Source organism: Lactococcus taiwanensis (assembly GCF_014905395.1).
Classification (GTDB): Bacteria; Bacillota; Bacilli; order Lactobacillales; family Streptococcaceae; genus Lactococcus; species Lactococcus taiwanensis.
Genome location: NZ_BNDT01000007.1, coordinates 92,458 through 110,907 on the forward strand (window position 1 = coordinate 92,458; position 18,450 = coordinate 110,907).

15 protein-coding genes and 9 tRNA genes are annotated in these 18,450 nt (G+C 39.8%); 6 read left to right on the forward strand and 18 right to left on the reverse strand.

What is annotated here, in order from left to right:
• Positions 1-18: 18 nt before the first annotated feature.
• The 3 genes from JKP71_RS08770 (at position 19) to yidC (ending at position 2,622) form a co-directional block, all read left to right on the forward strand.
• The gene (locus JKP71_RS08770) at positions 19-609 is read left to right on the forward strand and encodes an ECF transporter S component (RefSeq protein WP_200407729.1); all 591 of its coding nucleotides are present in this window, start codon (positions 19-21) and stop codon (positions 607-609) included.
• 91 nt (positions 610-700) lie between these two features.
• Positions 701-1,459, forward strand: a complete 759-nt coding sequence (locus JKP71_RS08775) for an HAD-IIB family hydrolase (RefSeq protein WP_075524426.1) — start codon at positions 701-703, stop codon at positions 1,457-1,459.
• A gap of 194 nt (positions 1,460-1,653) precedes the next feature.
• Positions 1,654-2,622, forward strand: a complete 969-nt coding sequence (gene yidC / locus JKP71_RS08780) for a membrane protein insertase YidC (protein ID WP_075524425.1) — start codon at positions 1,654-1,656, stop codon at positions 2,620-2,622.
• Between the two features lie 103 nt (positions 2,623-2,725).
• Here the strand turns inward: yidC and fabI are convergent, their stop codons facing one another.
• Complete coding sequence (gene fabI, locus JKP71_RS08785) at positions 2,726-3,478, reverse strand: enoyl-ACP reductase FabI (protein ID WP_075524424.1); 753 nt, start codon at positions 3,476-3,478, stop codon at positions 2,726-2,728.
• A gap of 243 nt (positions 3,479-3,721) precedes the next feature.
• Here fabI and fabZ point away from each other — a divergent pair, with 243 nt between their 5' ends.
• Positions 3,722-4,177 (forward strand): 3-hydroxyacyl-ACP dehydratase FabZ, encoded by a 456-nt coding sequence (gene fabZ, locus JKP71_RS08790; RefSeq protein ID WP_075524423.1) that lies wholly within the window; start codon positions 3,722-3,724, stop codon positions 4,175-4,177.
• A gap of 50 nt (positions 4,178-4,227) precedes the next feature.
• Here the strand turns inward: fabZ and JKP71_RS08795 are convergent, their stop codons facing one another.
• The 4 genes from JKP71_RS08795 to JKP71_RS08810 all read right to left on the reverse strand — a co-directional run bounded on the left by JKP71_RS08795 (position 4,228) and on the right by JKP71_RS08810 (position 8,889).
• On the reverse strand, positions 4,228-5,328 hold the full coding sequence (locus JKP71_RS08795) for a M20 family metallopeptidase (protein ID WP_200407730.1): 1,101 nt from the start codon (positions 5,326-5,328) through the stop codon (positions 4,228-4,230).
• Positions 5,329-5,337: 9 nt separating this feature from the next.
• Entirely contained in the window at positions 5,338-6,159 is an 822-nt protein-coding gene (locus JKP71_RS08800; RefSeq protein ID WP_200407731.1) for an ABC transporter substrate-binding protein, read from the reverse strand.
• A 185-nt stretch (positions 6,160-6,344) separates the two neighbouring features.
• Positions 6,345-8,423, reverse strand: a complete 2,079-nt coding sequence (gene uvrB / locus JKP71_RS08805) for an excinuclease ABC subunit UvrB (protein ID WP_200407732.1) — start codon at positions 8,421-8,423, stop codon at positions 6,345-6,347.
• 10 nt (positions 8,424-8,433) lie between these two features.
• Positions 8,434-8,889 carry an RNA pyrophosphohydrolase gene (locus tag JKP71_RS08810; RefSeq protein ID WP_200407733.1) on the reverse strand — a complete coding sequence of 152 codons (456 nt, stop codon included), beginning with the start codon at positions 8,887-8,889 and terminating at the stop codon, positions 8,434-8,436.
• A gap of 159 nt (positions 8,890-9,048) precedes the next feature.
• Here JKP71_RS08810 and def point away from each other — a divergent pair, with 159 nt between their 5' ends.
• On the forward strand, positions 9,049-9,684 hold the full coding sequence (def, locus tag JKP71_RS08815; protein WP_075524418.1) for a peptide deformylase: 636 nt from the start codon (positions 9,049-9,051) through the stop codon (positions 9,682-9,684).
• Positions 9,685-9,833: 149 nt separating this feature from the next.
• Here def and gap read toward each other — a convergent pair whose 3' ends face one another.
• Entirely contained in the window at positions 9,834-10,847 is a 1,014-nt protein-coding gene (gap, locus tag JKP71_RS08820; RefSeq protein WP_075524417.1) for a type I glyceraldehyde-3-phosphate dehydrogenase, read from the reverse strand.
• A gap of 168 nt (positions 10,848-11,015) precedes the next feature.
• Between gap and JKP71_RS08825 the strand changes: the two genes are divergently transcribed.
• Positions 11,016-11,486 carry an Rrf2 family transcriptional regulator gene (locus JKP71_RS08825; RefSeq protein ID WP_075524416.1) on the forward strand — a complete coding sequence of 157 codons (471 nt, stop codon included), beginning with the start codon at positions 11,016-11,018 and terminating at the stop codon, positions 11,484-11,486.
• 79 nt (positions 11,487-11,565) lie between these two features.
• Here the strand turns inward: JKP71_RS08825 and JKP71_RS08830 are convergent, their stop codons facing one another.
• From JKP71_RS08830 to JKP71_RS08885, 12 genes are all read right to left on the reverse strand, one after another.
• A complete protein-coding gene (locus JKP71_RS08830; RefSeq protein ID WP_200407734.1) occupies positions 11,566-13,809 on the reverse strand; it encodes an ATP-dependent Clp protease ATP-binding subunit in 2,244 nt (747 codons plus the stop codon).
• A gap of 290 nt (positions 13,810-14,099) precedes the next feature.
• Positions 14,100-15,443: an RNA polymerase sigma factor RpoD gene (gene rpoD, locus JKP71_RS08835; RefSeq protein ID WP_082272265.1), complete on the reverse strand. Its 1,344-nt coding sequence runs from the start codon at positions 15,441-15,443 to the stop codon at positions 14,100-14,102.
• A gap of 97 nt (positions 15,444-15,540) precedes the next feature.
• Positions 15,541-17,424, reverse strand: a complete 1,884-nt coding sequence (gene dnaG, locus JKP71_RS08840) for a DNA primase (RefSeq protein ID WP_200407735.1) — start codon at positions 17,422-17,424, stop codon at positions 15,541-15,543.
• Between the two features lie 107 nt (positions 17,425-17,531).
• Positions 17,532-17,619, reverse strand: a tRNA-Ser gene (locus tag JKP71_RS08845).
• Between the two features lie 42 nt (positions 17,620-17,661).
• Positions 17,662-17,735 (reverse strand) — tRNA-Ile (locus JKP71_RS08850).
• Positions 17,736-17,743: 8 nt separating this feature from the next.
• A tRNA-Gly gene (locus JKP71_RS08855) sits at positions 17,744-17,814 on the reverse strand.
• Positions 17,815-17,836: 22 nt separating this feature from the next.
• A tRNA-Phe gene (locus JKP71_RS08860) sits at positions 17,837-17,909 on the reverse strand.
• Positions 17,910-17,916: 7 nt separating this feature from the next.
• Positions 17,917-17,990: transfer RNA gene (locus JKP71_RS08865), tRNA-Ile, on the reverse strand.
• 12 nt (positions 17,991-18,002) lie between these two features.
• Positions 18,003-18,076, reverse strand: a tRNA-Met gene (locus JKP71_RS08870).
• 38 nt (positions 18,077-18,114) lie between these two features.
• Positions 18,115-18,188, reverse strand: a tRNA-Pro gene (locus tag JKP71_RS08875).
• A 5-nt stretch (positions 18,189-18,193) separates the two neighbouring features.
• Positions 18,194-18,267 (reverse strand) — tRNA-Arg (locus JKP71_RS08880).
• A gap of 36 nt (positions 18,268-18,303) precedes the next feature.
• A tRNA-Gly gene (locus JKP71_RS08885) sits at positions 18,304-18,375 on the reverse strand.
• Positions 18,376-18,450 lie beyond the last annotated feature (75 nt).

Consider the following 18,450-nt stretch of genomic DNA (forward strand, 5'->3'; position numbering starts at 1 on the left):
ACATCTCATGAGGTATTTATGAAAAAATCAAAAGCGTCTGATGTGGCAATTTTAGCCATCTTTATTGCAATCATGGTTGTCATCCAAATTTTGAGTCAAATTATCTATAGTGTTTGGCCCTTACCAATCGTGCCTACCCTGTTACACATTCCTGTTATCATTGGTTCGATCGTATTGGGAGCCCGTAAGGGCGCGTTCCTTGGATTAGTAATGGGAATAATTAGTCTGGTCAATGCTACAATTGTCACTCTCCCTTCGAGCTTTCTTTTTAGTCCGTTACAACCACTACCAGGAACAAATCACGGCTCAATGTGGGCTCTGGTAGTTGCTATTGTGCCAAGGGTTCTGGTTGGCCTTCTACCAGCTTATATCTATAAACTGATGCCTCGTCGCTTTGGCGCTGGTTTGGCAGCTTTTGTGGGAACAGCAACAAATACAGTCCTTGTTTTAAGTTTTATTTTCCTATTCTTTAGGACGGTCACTCATCAAACTTTCGGAGCATTGCTTGCTTCTATTATCACTGGTAATTCTATTGCTGAGGTGATTATCGCTGTCATCTTGACGATGGCAATTGTACCTGCCTTAACTAAGGCGCGCCAACATACTTAACTAAAATGAACAATCTACAGGTGAGATTGTTTTTTTTGTTAGAAAAATGTTATAATGTAAGCGTTGATATAGAATATATAGGAGAAGACTTATGAAAAAAATATTAAGTTTCGACATTGACAACACACTCAATGAACCAAAAATGCCGATTTTCCCTGAAATGGCCGAATTACTTGCCGAATTGTCTCAAAAATATATAATTGCGCCGATCTCTGGACAAAAATATGATCAATTTTTGATTCAAATCATTAACAATTTGCCTGAACACGCAAAATTGGAAAATTTCCATTTATTTGTTGCCCAAGGAACTCAATATTATGCCTATAAAGATGGCGAATGGAAACAAGTGTTCAATTATGCCCTGACTGATGAGCAAGCCAATGCCATCATGGGCGCCCTTGAAAAAGCAGCGCGCGAATTGGGATACTGGGATGAATCTGTTCTTGCCCCTGGGGATGAAATCAATGAAAATCGTGAATCCATGATTGCCTATTCTGCTATCGGTCAAAAAGCAGGCGTCGAAGCTAAACAAGCTTGGGATCCAGATATGACCAAACGGAATGCGATTGCTGAGCTTGCTAGTCAGTATGCTCCTGAGTTCGAATTTGAAGTGGCTGGAACAACTACGATCAATGGTTTTGTTCCTGGTCAAAACAAAGAGTTTGGTATGAATCATTTGATGGAAGAACTTAATGTGACGAAAGATGAAATTCTTTACTTCGGAGATATGACTCAACCAGGTGGTAATGATTATCCTGTTGTACAAATGGGAATTGAAACCATTACCGTCCGCGATTGGAAAGAGACTGCAGCAATTTTGAAAGCAATCATTGCTATGGAAAAAGCATAAACTTTCGTTTATAAAGCGATTAAAACCTGCTTATCAGCAGGTTTTTTTTAACAAAGTTTACAAGTTCTTATTTTGATTCTTAAGAGTGTACTGACCGAGCTGTCAGTGACTTTTCATCCTTTAGTCCTATTGAAATTAAGTCAAAATTTAGGTAAAATAGGTAAGTATGTTTAATTTATAGAAAGTGAACTTATTTGAAAAAAATGAAGAAAAAATTAACTCTGGCGGGACTGACTGCAGCAGGTCTTCTGCTTTTGTCTGGCTGTGTCCAAACACATATTGTTGATGGTGTGCGCGTGCCAACGGAAGCTGCTACACATGGGATAACTTATAATTTGCTCGTGCGTCCAATGTCTGCTTTTGTTGACTTATTTGCACATAATCTAAGCATGGGCTATGGTTGGGCCATCATTTTAGTTACCTTGATTATCCGTTTTCTCATCTTGCCTTTAGGTTTAAACCAAGCTTACAAATCAACTTATATGCAAGAAAAAATGGCTTATCTTACCCCAGTATTTGCCCCTTTACAAGAGCGGGTTAAAAATGCACAAACTCCTGAGGAACGCATGGCAGCCCAACAAGCGTTAATGGCGGCTCAAAAAGATAATGGAATCAACATGTTTGCCTCTTTGGGCTGCTTGCCTATGCTGATTCAATGGCCTTTCTTTATCGCCCTTTATAATGCTGCTGCTTATACCACAGGAATTTCTAGCGCTACATTTTACGGGATTAACTTGGGGCATTCTAGCATTGTCTTAACGATTATTTCCGGTGCGCTTTACTTTATCCAAACGTGGATTTCAACCTTATCGATGACCCCTGAACAGAAGAAAACAGGGATGGCCATGTTAATCATGAGCCCAGCGATGATTGTTATCTTTAGTTTCATGTCTCCAGCTGGTGTTGCCCTCTATTGGGCCGTAGGTGGTCTTGTGATGGTCATTCAACAAATCATCATCAGCTTCATCATGAAACCTCGGATGCGCCGAAAAATTGATGAAGAATTTACAAAAAATCCTCCAAAAATCAATAATGAAGGCCTTAAGGATGTCACTCCTAGCAGTGTTCAAGAAAATTTTAAAGCCATCACTAGTGAACGCAATGATAAGGAAAAACAAAACAAAACTGGTGGACGAAATGCTGGAAAGCAAAATCGTAAATAATATACACCTTTAACAAATAAAAAGTTACTGACAGATTGGTCAGTAACTTTTTTATACTTTTGGCTATAAAAAAACTGACCAGTTGGTCAGTTTTTATTTATCCTTAAGTCAAATGAACACCTTTGTCAACGTAAACGATGTCTCCAATCATTCCTGAAGCAAGAGGGCTAACAAGGAATGCTGCAGTATGACCTACTTCTTCAATCGTCACACCAACTCCATCAGCAGTACGGCTATCTGATTCTTTAATCAAATCTTTATAACCGGTTACGCCTGAAACTGCAAGAGTTTTGATGGCTCCAGCAGAGATCCCATTAACGTGAACACCAACATGTGCCATCTCAGCAGCCAAATACCGAACTGTTGATTCAAGAGCAGCTTTGGCAATTCCCATGACGTTATAGTTTGGAATCGCACGTTCTGAACCCATATAAGTCAAGGTTACAATCCCAGCACCCTTAACGAGTAAAGGTTTTGCTGCTTTTGAGACAGCAAGTAAGCTATATGCAGAAATATCTTGTGCAAGAGCGTATCCATCACGAGAGATGTCTGTGACATTACCGCCAAGCTCTTCTTTTTTGGAATAGGCTACGGCATGCACCAATCCATCAATTTTACCTACACGGGCTTCGATTGTAGCAAAAGCTCGGCGAATTGACTCATCAGAAGCTACATCACACTCTACTAACAAATCTTCTGGTTCAGATAGTTTTGCTAATTGTTTTTCCATGCGCTCATTTTGATAGGTGTAAATGAGTGTCGCACCTTGATCTTTCATCGCCTTCGCGCATCCCCAAGCAATTGATTTATTGTTGGCAACGCCCATGATGACGATTTTTTTACCTTCTAAAAACATAAATAAAATAAGTCCTTTTCTCTCATTAATTTACGTGTTGTGAGGAGAAAACTCCGAACACGCCTAATAAAAAGTTGACACTCCTACAAAAAATTGCTAAGATTAATTGTAAAAGGTTTTGTATATCAAAATACTTGATACATAAAATTTTAACTTAAAAAACTGGAACTGTCAAGCTGGAAATTTACTGACCGCTCTGTCCGTTTCGCCCTTTAAGTATTTCCAAAAGAAAAGGAAGATAAAATGACTAAAAAATATGCAATGACGGCCACTGAGGTGATGGAGGTGATTCCAAATCGCTATCCTATCATGTTTATTGACTATGTTGACGAGCTTTCTGAGAATAAAATTGTTGCCACTAAAAATGTGACGATAAATGAAGAAGTCTTCAACGGTCATTTTCCTGGAAATCCAACCTTCCCCGGTGTCTTAATCCTTGAGTCGCTTGCTCAAGCTGGGTCAATTTTAATTCTTAAAAAAGAAGAATTTCAAGGTAAGATGGCCTATATTGGTGGAATTGATAAAGCGAAATTCCGTCAAAAAGTGACTCCAGGTGACGTGATGAAACTTGAATTTGAAATCACTAAATTCCGTGGTAAAGTTGGAACAGCTGATGCTGCTGCTTATGTCGATGGAAAAAAAGTGACCACGTGTCAATTTACTTTCATCGTTGATGAAGCCGCTGACCAGACAAAATAACATAAGAAAAATACTGACAGAACACAAAAAGTAGCTGTCAGTATTTTTTTTTATAGTTTTTCGATGAAGTCACAAAGTAGGCTCACATGTTGCTCCAAGTTTTTGAGCACAAAACTTTCATTAACCACATGAGCTTGGGCATGTTGCCCGGGACCAAACACAACCGTGGGTATTCCGACCGCTTCAAAAAGTCCCTGATCATTGGAACCCACAGCAGCTGTTAATTTTGCTGCTGACAGCTCGGTCAGTAACTTTATAATAGGAGTTTTCTCATCGGTCAGTGTTGATAAGACCGGTTTAACCACATCTTCGTAGGTAAAATGATATTGCCGTGCTAAAGCCGTCATAACATTTTGAAAATCAGCTTCTAACTCTGGAGTTAGCCGGCAATCCACAATCACTTGTGCTTGAGCTGCTGTCTTATTCGGTGAAGTAGCATCACCTGCAGTGACAGCTGTTGCAACAAAAGAAGGAAGCCCTAAGCGATCGTTTTTGTAGATGGCTAAGCTTTCCGCAATTTTATCTATAGCAGCTAAAAACTTACTGGCTTTGCCCAATCCACTCTCACTAAAATGTATTTGATCGGAAGCATGTGCTGCTCTTCCTTGAAAGGTCAATCTCATAAAATGATTGCCTCGCTGACCGATGTAAATTTTTTCCAAATCTGTCGGCTCAGCAATAATACAGAAGGCGGATTCATAATGTGTGTTGTTTACAAACCACTGCGCAAAATCTTCTGAGCCTTGTCCATCTAGTTCTTCACGCGCTGTGCCGACCACCCAAATATCAGGGCTGACCTCTTTTTCTACTAAAGAAAAGGCTGTAAGTAGATTGCCAGCTACTCCTGCTTTCATATCGCTCACCCCAAGGCCATAGATTTTGCCCCCTTGTACCACAGCACGAGTAGGTTCATACGTCCAATCCGCCTGTGCTCCTGGAACAACCGTGTCTACATGTCCACTTAAAATAATAGCTTGTCTCGCTTTGGGTGAGGCTTTTAACTGCCCAGCCACAAAATTTTTCTGACGAAGCACAAAGTCAAACTTTTTTTCCTCTAGGAGTTTTTCAATGTAACTTAAGATTTTTTCTTCTTTACCTGATGGAGAGGGAATTTCAACAAGGTTCTTGAGAAGTTCTATTGCTGTTGTCATTGTTCCCCCTTATTTATTGGCTGATTGAGAAAGTTTATAATTGCTCTGGATTGATTGCTCAATTTGTCCATTTGCTTTTTGTGACTTAATGACTTCATTAATCACTTTTGTCAATTCTGTTTCACCTTTTGGTAAGGCAACAGCAGAACCATAACTATCAGTAGGGGTTTTAAGCTTAAGCTTCGCAATCGCTAAGTCTGGATTAACAGCTACATAACTTTTGGCAATCAAACCTTCAATCACTGCTCCTTGCACCTGACCAGCTTTGACCTCGTTAATTTCATCTGTGATCGCAGGAAGGGCAATTTCGCTGGCTCCCTTAAGTTGCTTTTGGACGATTTCTTCTTGAATAGCGCCTTTTTGCGCCGCTACTTTCTTACCTTTGAAATCTGCAGCACTTGTATAACGCTCAAGCTCTGATTTTTTTACTACAAGCGCGTTATCGGCCTCGTAATAAATATCAGAAAAAGCTACACTTTTAGCACGCTCAGGCGTCTTAGAAATGCCAGAAATTGCTATATCAGCCTTTCCTGTACTCAAACTAGCCAGCACATTATTAAAATCCATGGGTTCAATCTGGACTTTAACTCCCAACTTTTTAGCAATTGCTTTTGCCAGATCAATATCAGAACCAACCACTTGGTTTTTTCCATTTTTTAACATTTGAAATTCAAAGGGTGGATAATCTGGTGAAACTGCTACCTTCAAAACTTTAGCGCTTTTAACTCGCTCTAAACTACTTTTTGAGGTTTGCGTTTTATTCCCACAAGCCGTTAGGGCCGTAAGCGCCATTAGGCTTATTATTCCAACCATCCATTTTTTTGTATTCATTTGTTTCTCCTTTTTATACGACGATAAGCATAATTATACACTTAATTAAAACAAAGTCAACTATTTTTGTATAATTAATCTTTGTTTTGTGATAAAAAGGCTTTTGTAAGTCTTTTTATTATAAAAAGCAAAATAAAAATTCACTTTAAAAGTGAATTTTTATTAATTTATTCTTCTTATTCTTCCTAGTCCATTGCACGGAGTTCCAAAACCATATCACGGAGTTGAGCAGCTCCTTCAAAGTCAAGGGCACTAGCTGCTTGTTGCATTTCTTTTTCTAATTTAGCAATCAACTGCTTGCGCTCTTTCTTATTCATCGCACTTGCATCAACTTCCTCAAGCTCACCAGAATCTGTTTTCTTAGTGATGGCAATCAAATCACGAATTTCTTTTTTGATGGTTTGAGGCGTGATTCCATGTTTCTCATTATAAGCCATTTGAATTTCACGACGACGTGCCGTTTCATCAATGGCGTGCTTCATTGAGCGTGTAATCTTGTATTTTTCGCCTTCGTATTCTGTATAATAGCCACTATCTAATATTTCCTTATCGGCAGGATCATTTTCGTCAAGTGGTTTAGCCATATCAGAATAAAGGATAACGTGCCCTTCACTATTACGTGCCGCACGACCGATTGTCTGAATCAAACCACGTTCATTACGTAAAAATCCTTCTTTATCAGCATCCAAAATCGCTACTAAAGAAACTTCTGGCACATCTATCCCCTCACGCAGCAAATTAATTCCCACCAGAACATCAAAGACTCCTAAACGCAAATCCCGAATAATTTCGGTTCGTTCTAATGTTTTGATATCCGAGTGCATATATTTAACTTTTATCCCCATTTCCTTGAAATAGGCCGTCAAATCTTCGGACATCTTTTTAGTCAAAGTCGTAACAAATACTCGTTCATTTTTCTCAGCTCGTTTATGAATTTCACCAACTAAATCATCGATTTGTCCCATCATTGGTCGAACTTCTACGACAGGATCTAATAGACCTGTTGGACGAATGATTTGTTCAACAATAGTATCGGTCTGCTCCATCTCATAGTCGCCAGGGGTTGCTGAAACATAAACAATTTGATGCACATGACTTTCAAATTCTTCTCTTTTTAACGGACGGTTATCGAGGGCTGAAGGCAGACGAAAGCCATAATTACAAAGCATTTCTTTACGCGCTCTGTCCCCATTATACATTCCTTTTACTTGCCCCATGGTCATGTGAGATTCGTCAATCATAATCATGAAATCATCAGGAAAGAAATCAAGCAAAGTATAAGGAGGTTCGCCTTCCTCACGCCCGTCCATATGACGTGAATAGTTTTCAACCCCATTACAATAGCCCATTTCACGGAGCATTTCGATATCGTAGTTGGTTCTTTGTTCTAAACGTTGAGCCTCAAGAAGTTTTCCTTCTGAGCGGAAAACTTTTAATTGCTCTTCTAATTCTGCTTCTATCTTGGCAATTGATTCTTCCATACGGTCATCATTTGTCATGAAATGTGTCGCTGGGAAAATGGCCAAATGGTCCACTTCACCTAAAACTTGTCCGGTCAAAACTTCAATTTCACGGATGCGGTCAATTTCATCACCGAAAAATTCAACACGAAAGGCATGCTCATCACGAGAGGCTGGAAAAACTTCTACAACATCCCCACGAACGCGGAAACAGCCCCGTTGAAAGTCAATGTCATTGCGCTCAAATTGAATTCCTACCAAATCGTTTAAGAGTTGGTCACGAGAAATTTCTTGCCCCGGACGCAATGAAACCACGGAATCTTGATACTCTTTGGGTGAACCCAAACCATAAATACAAGAAACTGAGGCCACAACAATCACATCGTTTCGCTCAAGTAAAGCCGAGGTTGCACTGTGGCGTAACTTATCAATTTCATCATTGACCGAACTGTCTTTTTCAATATAGGTATCAGAACTTGGCACATAAGCTTCGGGTTGATAATAATCATAGTAGGATACGAAATACTCCACGGCATTGTTTGGGAAAAATTCTTTAAATTCACTGTATAATTGACCAGCTAATGTTTTATTATGCGCCATGACCAAAGTGGGTTTGCCCGTTTGAGCAATGACTTGACTCATGGTATAGGTTTTCCCCGTTCCTGTTGCACCACGTAAAATCTGCGCTTTTTCTCCATTTTCGATATTTTCTACTAACTCAGCAATCGCCTCACCTTGGTCACCGGCTGGCTCATATTTTGAAACAAGTTCAAATTTATTATCTGTTATTCTTTCTATTGGCATACTTTTTCCTTTAATTCTTTTCTATTAGGTTTGAAAAATAAGCTAATGCTTGATGATAAACCTCATTTTTAAAGCCGAAATCCATTTTCATAAGGTCAGAAAGAGCTAAAAATTGATAAGTTGAAAATTCAATTTCTTCGGGATGGCTTTCAAGATTAATTTTTGCTTCTTCATGCAATCGGACAAGAAAATAATGTTGTTCTTGGCCAGCATAAGTCCAAGTTGGAAATTTCATCTCTTTAGGAAAATCATATTTTAAAGTTCCTGGATATTGTCCAATGATTTCAAAATCTTTGGTCCCAATTTCTTCTGAGAGTTCTCGAATAATCGCTGCCTCTGGTTTTTCACCAGCTTCAATACCGCCTTGTGGAAAGCCCCAACTGGCGCCATCGGCTCGTTTTCCTAACCAAATTTTATTTTCATTATTAAGAATAATGGCTGCGACGTTTTGTCTGTATTCTTTCATTTAATTTTTACTTAAATCCTTTCTACTTCTGGATTTGATCAAATTTTCTTACTGACAGCTCCGTCAGTAAATCTTTAATTCAATTTTACCATTTTAAGACGAAAAAATATGCTATAATTGAACTATATTTACAAAAAGAGAAGGAAGTGTTTTTTAATAATGAACCGTGATGAAATTCAAGCCAAATTAATTAAACCAAGCCATATGATTAATATGGAAGATATTATCCGTGAAGGCTACCCTACTTTGCGCGAAGTAGCACAGGAAGTAGCTTTACCTTTATCAGATGAAGACATTATCTTGGGTGAGAAAATGATGCAATTCTTGCAAAATTCTCAAGATCCTGTCATGGCTGAAAAAATGGGGCTCCGTGGTGGAGTTGGACTTGCAGCAAACCAACTTGGCTTGCTCAAAAAAGTCATCGCCGTTTTGATTCCCAATGAACCTGAAGTTGATGAAGATGGAAATGAAATTGCCCCTAAAGAAGCTTACAAAATGCGTGAAATCATGTATAATGCAAAAGTGGTGAGCCACTCTGTCCAAGATGCGGCTGTTGAAGGTGGTGAGGGCTGTCTTTCTGTTGACCGCGAAGTACCAGGTTATGTCGTTCGTCATGCCCGTGTGACTGTGGAATACTACAACAAAGAAGGCGAAAAGAAAAAAATTCGCTTAAAAGATTTCCCAGCAATTTGTGTTCAACATGAGATTGACCACACGAACGGTGTGATGTTCTATGACCACATCAATATGAATGACCCTTGGGAAATTAAAGATGGCATGATTATTGTAAAATAAAAAACAAGGAAAAGTTACTGACAGCTCTGTCAGTAACTTTTTTTACTGCTGCATAGAGCGATTTAGACAGAAAAATTACTGATCAGTAAGCGGTCAGTAATTTTTTATTTCTATTTCTTAAAGTTTACTGACGAGCAGGTCAGTAAAAATTATTTAGCGATTTTTGCAAAGTATTCAAGCGTACGAATTAATTGAGCAGTGAAACTCATTTCATTGTCATACCATGCAGCAGTTTTAACCAATTGTCCGCCGTCTTTCAAATCTGTCACTTCAGTTTGAGTGGCATCAAAAAGGGAACCATAAGCCATACCGATAATATCTGATGAGACAATTTCATCAACATTATAGCCAAAGCTTTCATTTGCTGCCGCCTTCATGGCTGCGTTGACTTCATCGACAGTGACATGTTTTTCAAGCACTGTGACAAGTTCCGTAATTGATCCTGTTGGCGTTGAAACACGTTGCGCATGACCTTTCATCAAACCAGAAAGTTCAGGCAAAACAAGACCAATTGCTTTAGCCGCTCCGCTTGATGCTGGAACAATGTTTTCAGCTGCTGCACGCGCACGACGGAAATCTCCACCACGGTGTGGGCCATCAAGTGTCATTTGGTCACCCGTATAAGAGTGAACAGTAGTCATTGTTCCCCCCTTAACGCCAAAGTTTTTATTTAAGGCATCCGCCATTGGTGCTAAGCTGTTTGTCGTACAAGAACCTGCAGAAATGACTGTTTCAGTGCCGTCAAGAATCGTGTGATTGGTATTGAAGACAATCGTTTTAACATCATTTCCACCAGGTGCTGTAATAACGACTTTCTTCGCTCCACCAGGATGCAAATGTTTTTCTGCTTTTTCTTTTGTCGCAAAGAAACCTGTGGCTTCAAGCACGATTTCAACCCCAGAATCAGCCCATTGAATGTCTTCTGGATTACGTTCAGCCGTAACTTTGATGAATTTTCCGTTTACTTCAAAACCATCTTCTTTCACTTCCACGGTACCATTGAAGCGCCCTTGTGTGGTATCGTATTTCAGCAAATGGGCAAGCATTGCTGGGTCTGTCAAATCGTTGATATGGGCAACTTCCACGCCATCGACTTCTTGAATGCGACGTAATGCCAAACGCCCAATCCGACCAAACCCGTTAATTCCAACTTTAACTACCATGATGTAGTCCTCCGTTTTTTTATTTAGATGAGTTTTCTCTCTTTTTTTGCTATAATAGAAATAAATAATTATAGTTATTAGAGATATCTCTTATCTCTAATATAAATGATACTACTTTTTGTAGCACCTGTCAATTATTTTCACCAAAAATATTTAAGGAGTTTTATTATGAAATTATCTTCTGGTTGGGAACAATCGGTTTACGTCTTGCTGATTTTGGCAAGACTTCCTGAGAATCGGACCATGTCATCAATTGCACTTGCCAATCGCCTCAAAGTTTCTCCCTCTTATCTCAAAAAAATTATTAAATCTTTAGTCGATGAAGGCCTTTTGCGTTCTACCCCAGGAAAAAATGGCGGCTTCTCCCTCAATAAAGACCTTCACGACATTAGTTTTTATGATGTTTTTTTAGCCATTGAAGGACGGGGACGAATTTTTCAAAGTCAAGGGCTTTTGCAAAATTTTATCGGAACAGAGTCAGGGAAAGCTCAGCGTTGTGCCATTACTACAGCCCTTGATGAAATCGAAAATACACTTGTACGCACTTTATCAAATGTGTCACTCGCCCAAGTTGCCGAGGAAACCCAGTATAACTACAATCTCGGCTATCTTGATGAATGGATTGACGGAATGGATTAAAAAACTTACTGACGGAGTTGTCAGTAATTTTTTTTATTATTTTATTTCACTGTAAGTCTGATTTCTCAACAGAATCATCTTACTCGGCAGGGACTGCTTCATCAGTTGTTTCTGTCGTTTCTTGCGCTTGGTTGGAGATGACGATTTTATCATCAATCACATCAGCGACCAATTCTTTATATTCTGGATGTTCAATATAAAAATCAGCAATTGGATCTTCAATATGTTCTTGAATTGTACGACGCAGTGGACGCGCACCCATTGAAGGGTCATATCCTAAATCAACTAATTTTTCTTTTGCAGCTTGAGTGACTTGCAAGTGGATTTCATTACGTCCAATTTGTTGGTTGACATCACCCAGCATGAGATCAACAATTTTAAGTAAGTTTTCTTTACTCAATGCAGAGAATTCAATAATTCCGTCAAAACGGTTCATGAATTCAGGGCTAAAGAAATCACCCAGTTGACCAAGCACTGATTTAGTTCGTCCTTCACGGGCAGCACCAAAACCGACAGAGGCTTCAACTTTACCCGTTCCGGCATTAGAGGTCATAATAATCAAACTATCCTTAAAGGATACGGTCCGTCCTTGTGCATCTGTCAGGCGTCCATCTTCAAGAATTTGCAAGAACATGTGCATCACATCCGGATGTGCTTTTTCGATTTCATCTAATAAAATCAAACTGTAAGGATTACGACGAACACGTTCAGTCAATTGACCTGCTTCTTCATAACCTACATATCCTGGAGGGGCTCCAATCAATTTGGCCACCGAATGTTTTTCCATGTATTCCGACATGTCAAAACGAATCATACTTTCACTTGAACCAAAAAGTTCCATCGCCAATTGTTTAGCAAGTTCAGTTTTACCAACACCAGTAGGTCCGACAAAGAGGAAAGAACCAATTGGACGATTAGGTTTACCAAGTCCCACACGAGAACGACGGATGGCTTTAGCAATCTTATCCACTGCTTCATCCTGTCCAATCACATGAGCTTTCAAATCATCAGCCAAATTAATCAATTGGGTTTGTTCTTTTTCTTTCAAATCACCAACTGGAATTTGAGTTTTTTGCTCCACAATTTGCTCAATATCTTTCTCAGTGATGACTGGACTTTCTTCATCTGAAACCTCATGATTTTGCAATTCACGGAGTTTGCTGATTTGGTCACGGAAATGAGCGGCTTTTTCAAAATCTTCAGCTTGAGTCGCTTCATTTTTCTTCTTTTCTGCTTCTGCAATTCGACGATTGATATCTTCAGGATCAACAAATTTAAGTGTTAGATTTTTCTTAGAACCCGACTCATCCAAAAGGTCAATGGCTTTATCTGGTAAGAACCGGTCTTGAATGTAACGATTTGACAAATGAGCAGCTGCTTCAATCGCCTCATCAGTGTATTTCACGTGATGATAATCTTCATAGCGTGGTTGAATCCCTCGAAGAATCGTAATCGTTTCTTCAACTGATGGTTCATCAACTTTGACCGGTTGCATCCGACGTTCAAGCGCAGCATCTTTTTCAATGATGCGATATTCATTGAGCGTTGTTGCTCCGACCAATTGAAGCTCACCACGCGCAAGCGCAGGTTTTAGGATATTTCCTGCATCCATATTGCCATCACCGGCAGAACCAGCACCAACAATTTCATGGATTTCATCAATAAACATAATCACATCATTACGTTTTCTGATTTCATCCATTAATTTTTGCATTCGTTCTTCAAATTGTCCCCGAATTCCTGTTCCTTGAACAAGAGAAACAACATCAAGACGTATCACTTCTTTATTTTGTAGTTTTTGTGGCACATCTCCGTCCACAATTTTTTGCGCTAAACCTTCAACAACTGCTGTTTTACCAACACCAGGTTCACCAATTAACACAGGATTATTCTTAGTCCTGCGATTTAAAATCTCAATGACCCGTTTGATTTCTTCATCACGCCCAATCACTGGGTCAATTTCACCACGACGAGCTGACTCTGTAATGTTAATTCCAAATTCTTCTAACATTCCTTTAGGTTGTTTTGCCCGAGGATTTTGCGGACCGCGCGGACCACGTCCACCTGTTTGTGTTGGTGGCGTTTGATTGGCATTTCCATTGAAATCTTGCCCATGTAAGGCGCTGAAAATATCATTAAATGGGTTGAAAGGTTCGTCAGTATTACCGTTTGAAGCATTTCCTGCACCAAACAACGCTTCTTGCCCACCAGATTTCATAATTTGATAGCAATTTTGACAAAGATCAATTTGTTTTTTCTGACCATTCAAACTTGTATAAAGGTGAATCGTCGCCTCATTAATATTACAATTTTGACAAAGCATCGCTTTCCTCCTTTGATTCCTTATCCATTCTTTGTGTGCAAAGGGCACACGCAGTGTTCGATTCTTTTGATGTGCAACTTTTTGCTAAGTACAACGCCATAAAAGTGAGCATTTATTTTTATTTTACATCAAAAGGAAAAAATCAATGCATCATATCTCCCTCTTTAGATAAAAAGTTTGACCAATTTTGACCATTGATAGTTTTATTATAATCATTTTATAAAAATTTAGCAAGTCTTTTGCTTTTTTCGTCTAAAAAACTTACTGACAGCTCTGTCAGTAAGTTTTTTTTACATAAAGTCGCGCAAAGGTTTTGAACGACGAGGATGACGCAATTTTTTAATAGCTTTAGCTTCAATTTGACGAATCCGCTCACGAGTCACTTTGAATTGTTTACCGACATCTTCCAGAGTGTGCATGCGTCCATCATCAAGGCCAAAACGCATCCGCAAAACATTTTCTTCACGGTCAGTGAGGGTATCCATCACTTCATCCAATTGCTCACGCAAAAGCACGCGGTTCGTGTAATCTACAGGAGATTCAATCACATCATCTTCGATAAAGTCTCCCAAATGTGAATCATCTTCCTCACCAATAGGTGTTTCAAGAGATACAGGTTCTTGTGCTATTTTAAGGACTTCGCGTACTTTATCCGGAGCCATATTCAACTCTTTACCAATTTCTTCTGGTGAAGGGTCACGTCCCAGATCTTGCAAAAGATTACGTTGCACACGAATCAATTTATTGATTGTTTCAACCATATGCACTGGAATACGAATTGTACGCGCTTGGTCAGCAATGGCACGTGTAATGGCTTGGCGAATCCACCATGTCGCATAAGTAGAGAATTTGAAACCTTTCGTGTGGTCAAATTTATCCACAGCTTTCATCAAGCCCATATTTCCCTCTTGAATCAAGTCCAAAAATTGCATACCGCGTCCAGAATAACGTTTTGCAATTGAAACAACAAGACGCAAGTTAGCTTCAGCTAACATTTGCTTAGCAAATTCGGCTTCTTCACCACCAGCAATGATTGCTTCAGCAAGCTTTGTTTCTTCTTCCAGCGAAATCAGTGGATAACGACCAATTTCTTTCAAATACATCCGCACTGGATCATCAATTCGAACATTCGTGACGATTTCGTCCATGGCTGTATCTGAAACTTCTTCTTGCTCTACCTCATCTGTCACAAGCGCAAGCGGGCTAGGATTACCATCCTTATCCACAATCGAAATGCCTGCATCTTGAATTTGTTTAAACAAATCTTCCAACGCGTCATCAACGATTCCATATTTGACTGAAAGTTCGTCCATGATTTCCACATCCAATGCTTCACCGAGCGGTTTACGCTTTGCAATATAGTCTTTCACAGCTTTTTCAAAAGCTTTCACATCAAAGGTTTCCCCGTTTGCTTTGATTTCAACCTTGGCGATGGATTCTGGCACTGCCCTCTTTTCCACAACAACTGGTTTCACGCCTAGGGCATCAAGAAGACGACGTTCTTCCCCAGGACCAACAGAGCTTGAATGTGATTTTACAAGTAAGCCAATCTCTTGCGCTTTTTCAACCAAAACACGGTTTTGAACGCCTGTTTCTTTAGCGATTTGACTAATTCTTTTTTTATTTCCTGCCAATGCAATCCTCCTCAATGGCTAAAGCCCTTTGACAAACCTGTCAGGACTATTTGACAACTTACAGCCTGATCAGTAACTTATCAGTACTAAAAAATTATTATAATTTTTTCTTTTGATTAATAATTTGAAGTGTTAACTCTAACTCGCGCTCATGATTTCCAGCCTTTTTGGCTGCCTCTAATTGCTGAATGAGTTCTTCAAATTTCAATTGCTCCATCTCCTTAGAAAAAGCGGCAACCAAATCATTTATTTCTTGACTTGACGCAGCTTCTGGTAAATCTAAGCCGATGATCTGGTAAAACAAACTGCGCAGCTCCCCGCTTAATTCACTTGCCAGATGGGTTTCATCAATTTCCTCATACACCATCGCCTCCAGTAAAATTTTATCAAATAACTCTTGATAACGTTTATGGACAAATCTAAAGTTTTCATCCTGAGCAAATTTTTTCAAAACAGCAGAATGATAAATCATCCGGTGCAATAACTGCTCCTCAGCCCGCTCAGAACGTGACAACTTAGGCACCACAGTTTTAGAAGACTGCTGCGTCCAATTATTGCGTAAAGCAGAGCTACTCGCCCCTCCTCTGATTGGCTCATCATCCATAGGTGGAGGTACTAACCAATCCTCAGGTAATTGTTCAGCCAAACTTGATCGTTCTGAATTACTGATGGAACTGTCAGTAAGCTGCATATTTTCCCGCCGCATATTGACAGCACGCTCCACTTGATTATACTCGAAATCAGGTAAAATCTCAACTAATTTTCTTATATATGCGTCTTGTGCCGTAATCGATGGAATTCGTGCGATCATCGGCGTTATTTGCTCAATAAAATCAAGTTGTACTTGCAGATTTGTTAGGTTGGCAGGCCGTAAAAAATCAATCAGAAATTCGACGGGCTGAATTCGACCAGTCTCCATCAGTGCTGACAACCCTGTCAGCCCATAAGTCTTAGAATATTCATCAGGATCTAGCCCCTCAGGTACTTTTACAATTTGAACTTGTACTTCCCCAATTAACTCGAGCGCTTTATAAATTGCATTTTGCCCTGCTGAATCTCCATCATAAACTAATACGAAATTTTTAGCAAATGTCTTTAGACGCCGCACATGCTTTTCCGTTAAGGCCGTTCCCATAGAAGCGACAACATTGGTTATCCCCGCTTTGTAGGCAGCGATAACATCCATGAATCCTTCCATAAGATAAACTTCACGCTGCTTGGTGATGCTTGGCTTTGCCCGATCTAAATTCCACAATTCGAAAGACTTATCAAAAATTGCCGTCACCGAAGTATTTATATATTTCGCCTTAGCAGAATCATTCTCCTGCCACTTTCGTCCAGAAAAGCCAATCGTTTGTCCATATTCATTCGTAATAGGAAACATGATCCTATTTGTAAAAGCATCAAATACTTTTCGATTAGAATAATGAAACAGACCAGAATTTACTAAAATATCTTCTTCAAACTTAGAGGATAGATTTTGATAAATAAAATCCTCTTCCTCAGGAGCCAATCCAATATTGAAATATTTTATAGTATCGGCATCAATTCCCCGTTCTTCTAAGTAATGTCGCGCCTGCTCTCCCAAAGTCGTTGACATCAGTAATGTATTGTACAAACGGGCAGCCTGATTGTTAATCTCATAGAGAGGAGCATTGGGATTTTGCTTGTCCTCACTTTTTTCACCGAAATCAATCTGAATCCCTGCAAAATCAGCCAGTTCCTTAACCGCGTCTACAAAGCCAATCTGCTTATATTCCTTCAAAAATTCAATTACATCTCCCGACTTACCACAGCCAAAGCAATGGTAAAATCCTTTTTCAGCATTCACATTGAACGATGGTGTTTTTTCGCTATGAAAAGGGCAGAGTCCCAAGTAGTTCTTCCCATTGCGAGATAAAGCTACATATTGTGAAATTAAATCCGCAATATTAACCGAAGTTTTAAGCTCGTTCACTTCGTCAGTCGTTAGAAAAGCCATTCCCCCTCCTTTCTAAACCCTATTATCTTTAAACTTTAAAACTCAAAATTATAAAAATAATACTTTAACGTCCAAAAGACGCCTATTCACCAATAGACGTCAAACAAAGGGGGGTAAGGGATTCGAACCCTCGCGCCGGTTTCCCGACCTAACGATTTAGCAAACCGTCCTCTTCAGCCTCTTGAGTAACCCCCCACAGGCTTATTAACAATGAATAGATACATAACATACCCATTATGGGAATTCCAGGATTCGAACCTGGGACCCCTGCGTTATCAACACAGTGCTCTAACCAACTGAGCTAAACTCCCAAATATAAAGCGGATGACGAGAATCGAACTCGCGTAGCCAGCTTGGAAGGCTGGGGTTCTACCATTAAACTACATCCGCATAAAATAGCTCTAAGCTAAAGTGGCGCGAGACGGAATCGAACCGCCGACACATGGAGCTTCAATCCATTGCTCTACCAACTGAGCTACCGAGCCAAAAATATGGATCTTGCTGGACTCGAACCAGCGACCGATCGGTTATGAGCCGATAGCTCTAACCAACTGAGCTAAAGATCCAGCTGATAAATATAGCGGCGAAGGGGATCGAACCCCCGACCTCTCGGGTATGAACCGAACGCTCTAGCCAGCTGAGCTACACCGCCATTTTGACAATTAAGTCAAAGTAAGAAAATCTTACTAATCGGGAAGACAGGATTCGAACCTGCGACACCTTGGTCCCAAACCAAGTACTCTACCAAGCTGAGCTACTTCCCGTTATATGCAAGCGGTAGGATTCGAACCTACAACCGCCTGATTCGTAGTCAGGTACTCTATCCAGTTGAGCCACGCCTGCAATATAACAATAAATTTAAACTAGAATTCCTAGTTAAGCGAACGACGAGATTCGAACTCGCGACCCCAACCATGGCAAGGTTGTGTTCTACCCCTGAACTACGTTCGCAATACCTTTTCTGCCTTTCGACAATGCCGACTACATGATTCGAACACGCGACCCTCTGATTACAAATCAGATGCT

Excerpts from the sequence above, each read along its gene's own strand:
- JKP71_RS08830 (WP_200407734.1), bottom strand. The coding sequence starts at position 13,809 with ATGCTTTGTCAAAATTGTAATATTAATGAGGCGACGATTCACCTTTAT.
- JKP71_RS08800 (WP_200407731.1), bottom strand. The coding sequence starts at position 6,159 with ATGAATACAAAAAAATGGATGGTTGGAATAATAAGCCTAATGGCGCTT.
- JKP71_RS08775 (WP_075524426.1), top strand. The coding sequence starts at position 701 with ATGAAAAAAATATTAAGTTTCGACATTGACAACACACTCAATGAACCA.
- JKP71_RS08810 (WP_200407733.1), bottom strand. The coding sequence starts at position 8,889 with ATGAAAGAATACAGACAAAACGTCGCAGCCATTATTCTTAATAATGAA.
- dnaG (WP_200407735.1), bottom strand. The coding sequence starts at position 17,424 with ATGGCTTTTCTAACGACTGACGAAGTGAACGAGCTTAAAACTTCGGTT.
- JKP71_RS08770 (WP_200407729.1), top strand. The coding sequence starts at position 19 with ATGAAAAAATCAAAAGCGTCTGATGTGGCAATTTTAGCCATCTTTATT.
- JKP71_RS08825 (WP_075524416.1), top strand. The coding sequence starts at position 11,016 with ATGAAATTATCTTCTGGTTGGGAACAATCGGTTTACGTCTTGCTGATT.
- fabZ (WP_075524423.1), top strand. The coding sequence starts at position 3,722 with ATGACTAAAAAATATGCAATGACGGCCACTGAGGTGATGGAGGTGATT.
- uvrB (WP_200407732.1), bottom strand. The coding sequence starts at position 8,423 with ATGCCAATAGAAAGAATAACAGATAATAAATTTGAACTTGTTTCAAAA.
- JKP71_RS08795 (WP_200407730.1), bottom strand. The coding sequence starts at position 5,328 with ATGACAACAGCAATAGAACTTCTCAAGAACCTTGTTGAAATTCCCTCT.
- def (WP_075524418.1), top strand. The coding sequence starts at position 9,049 with ATGAACCGTGATGAAATTCAAGCCAAATTAATTAAACCAAGCCATATG.
- fabI (WP_075524424.1), bottom strand. The coding sequence starts at position 3,478 with ATGTTTTTAGAAGGTAAAAAAATCGTCATCATGGGCGTTGCCAACAAT.
- gap (WP_075524417.1), bottom strand. The coding sequence starts at position 10,847 with ATGGTAGTTAAAGTTGGAATTAACGGGTTTGGTCGGATTGGGCGTTTG.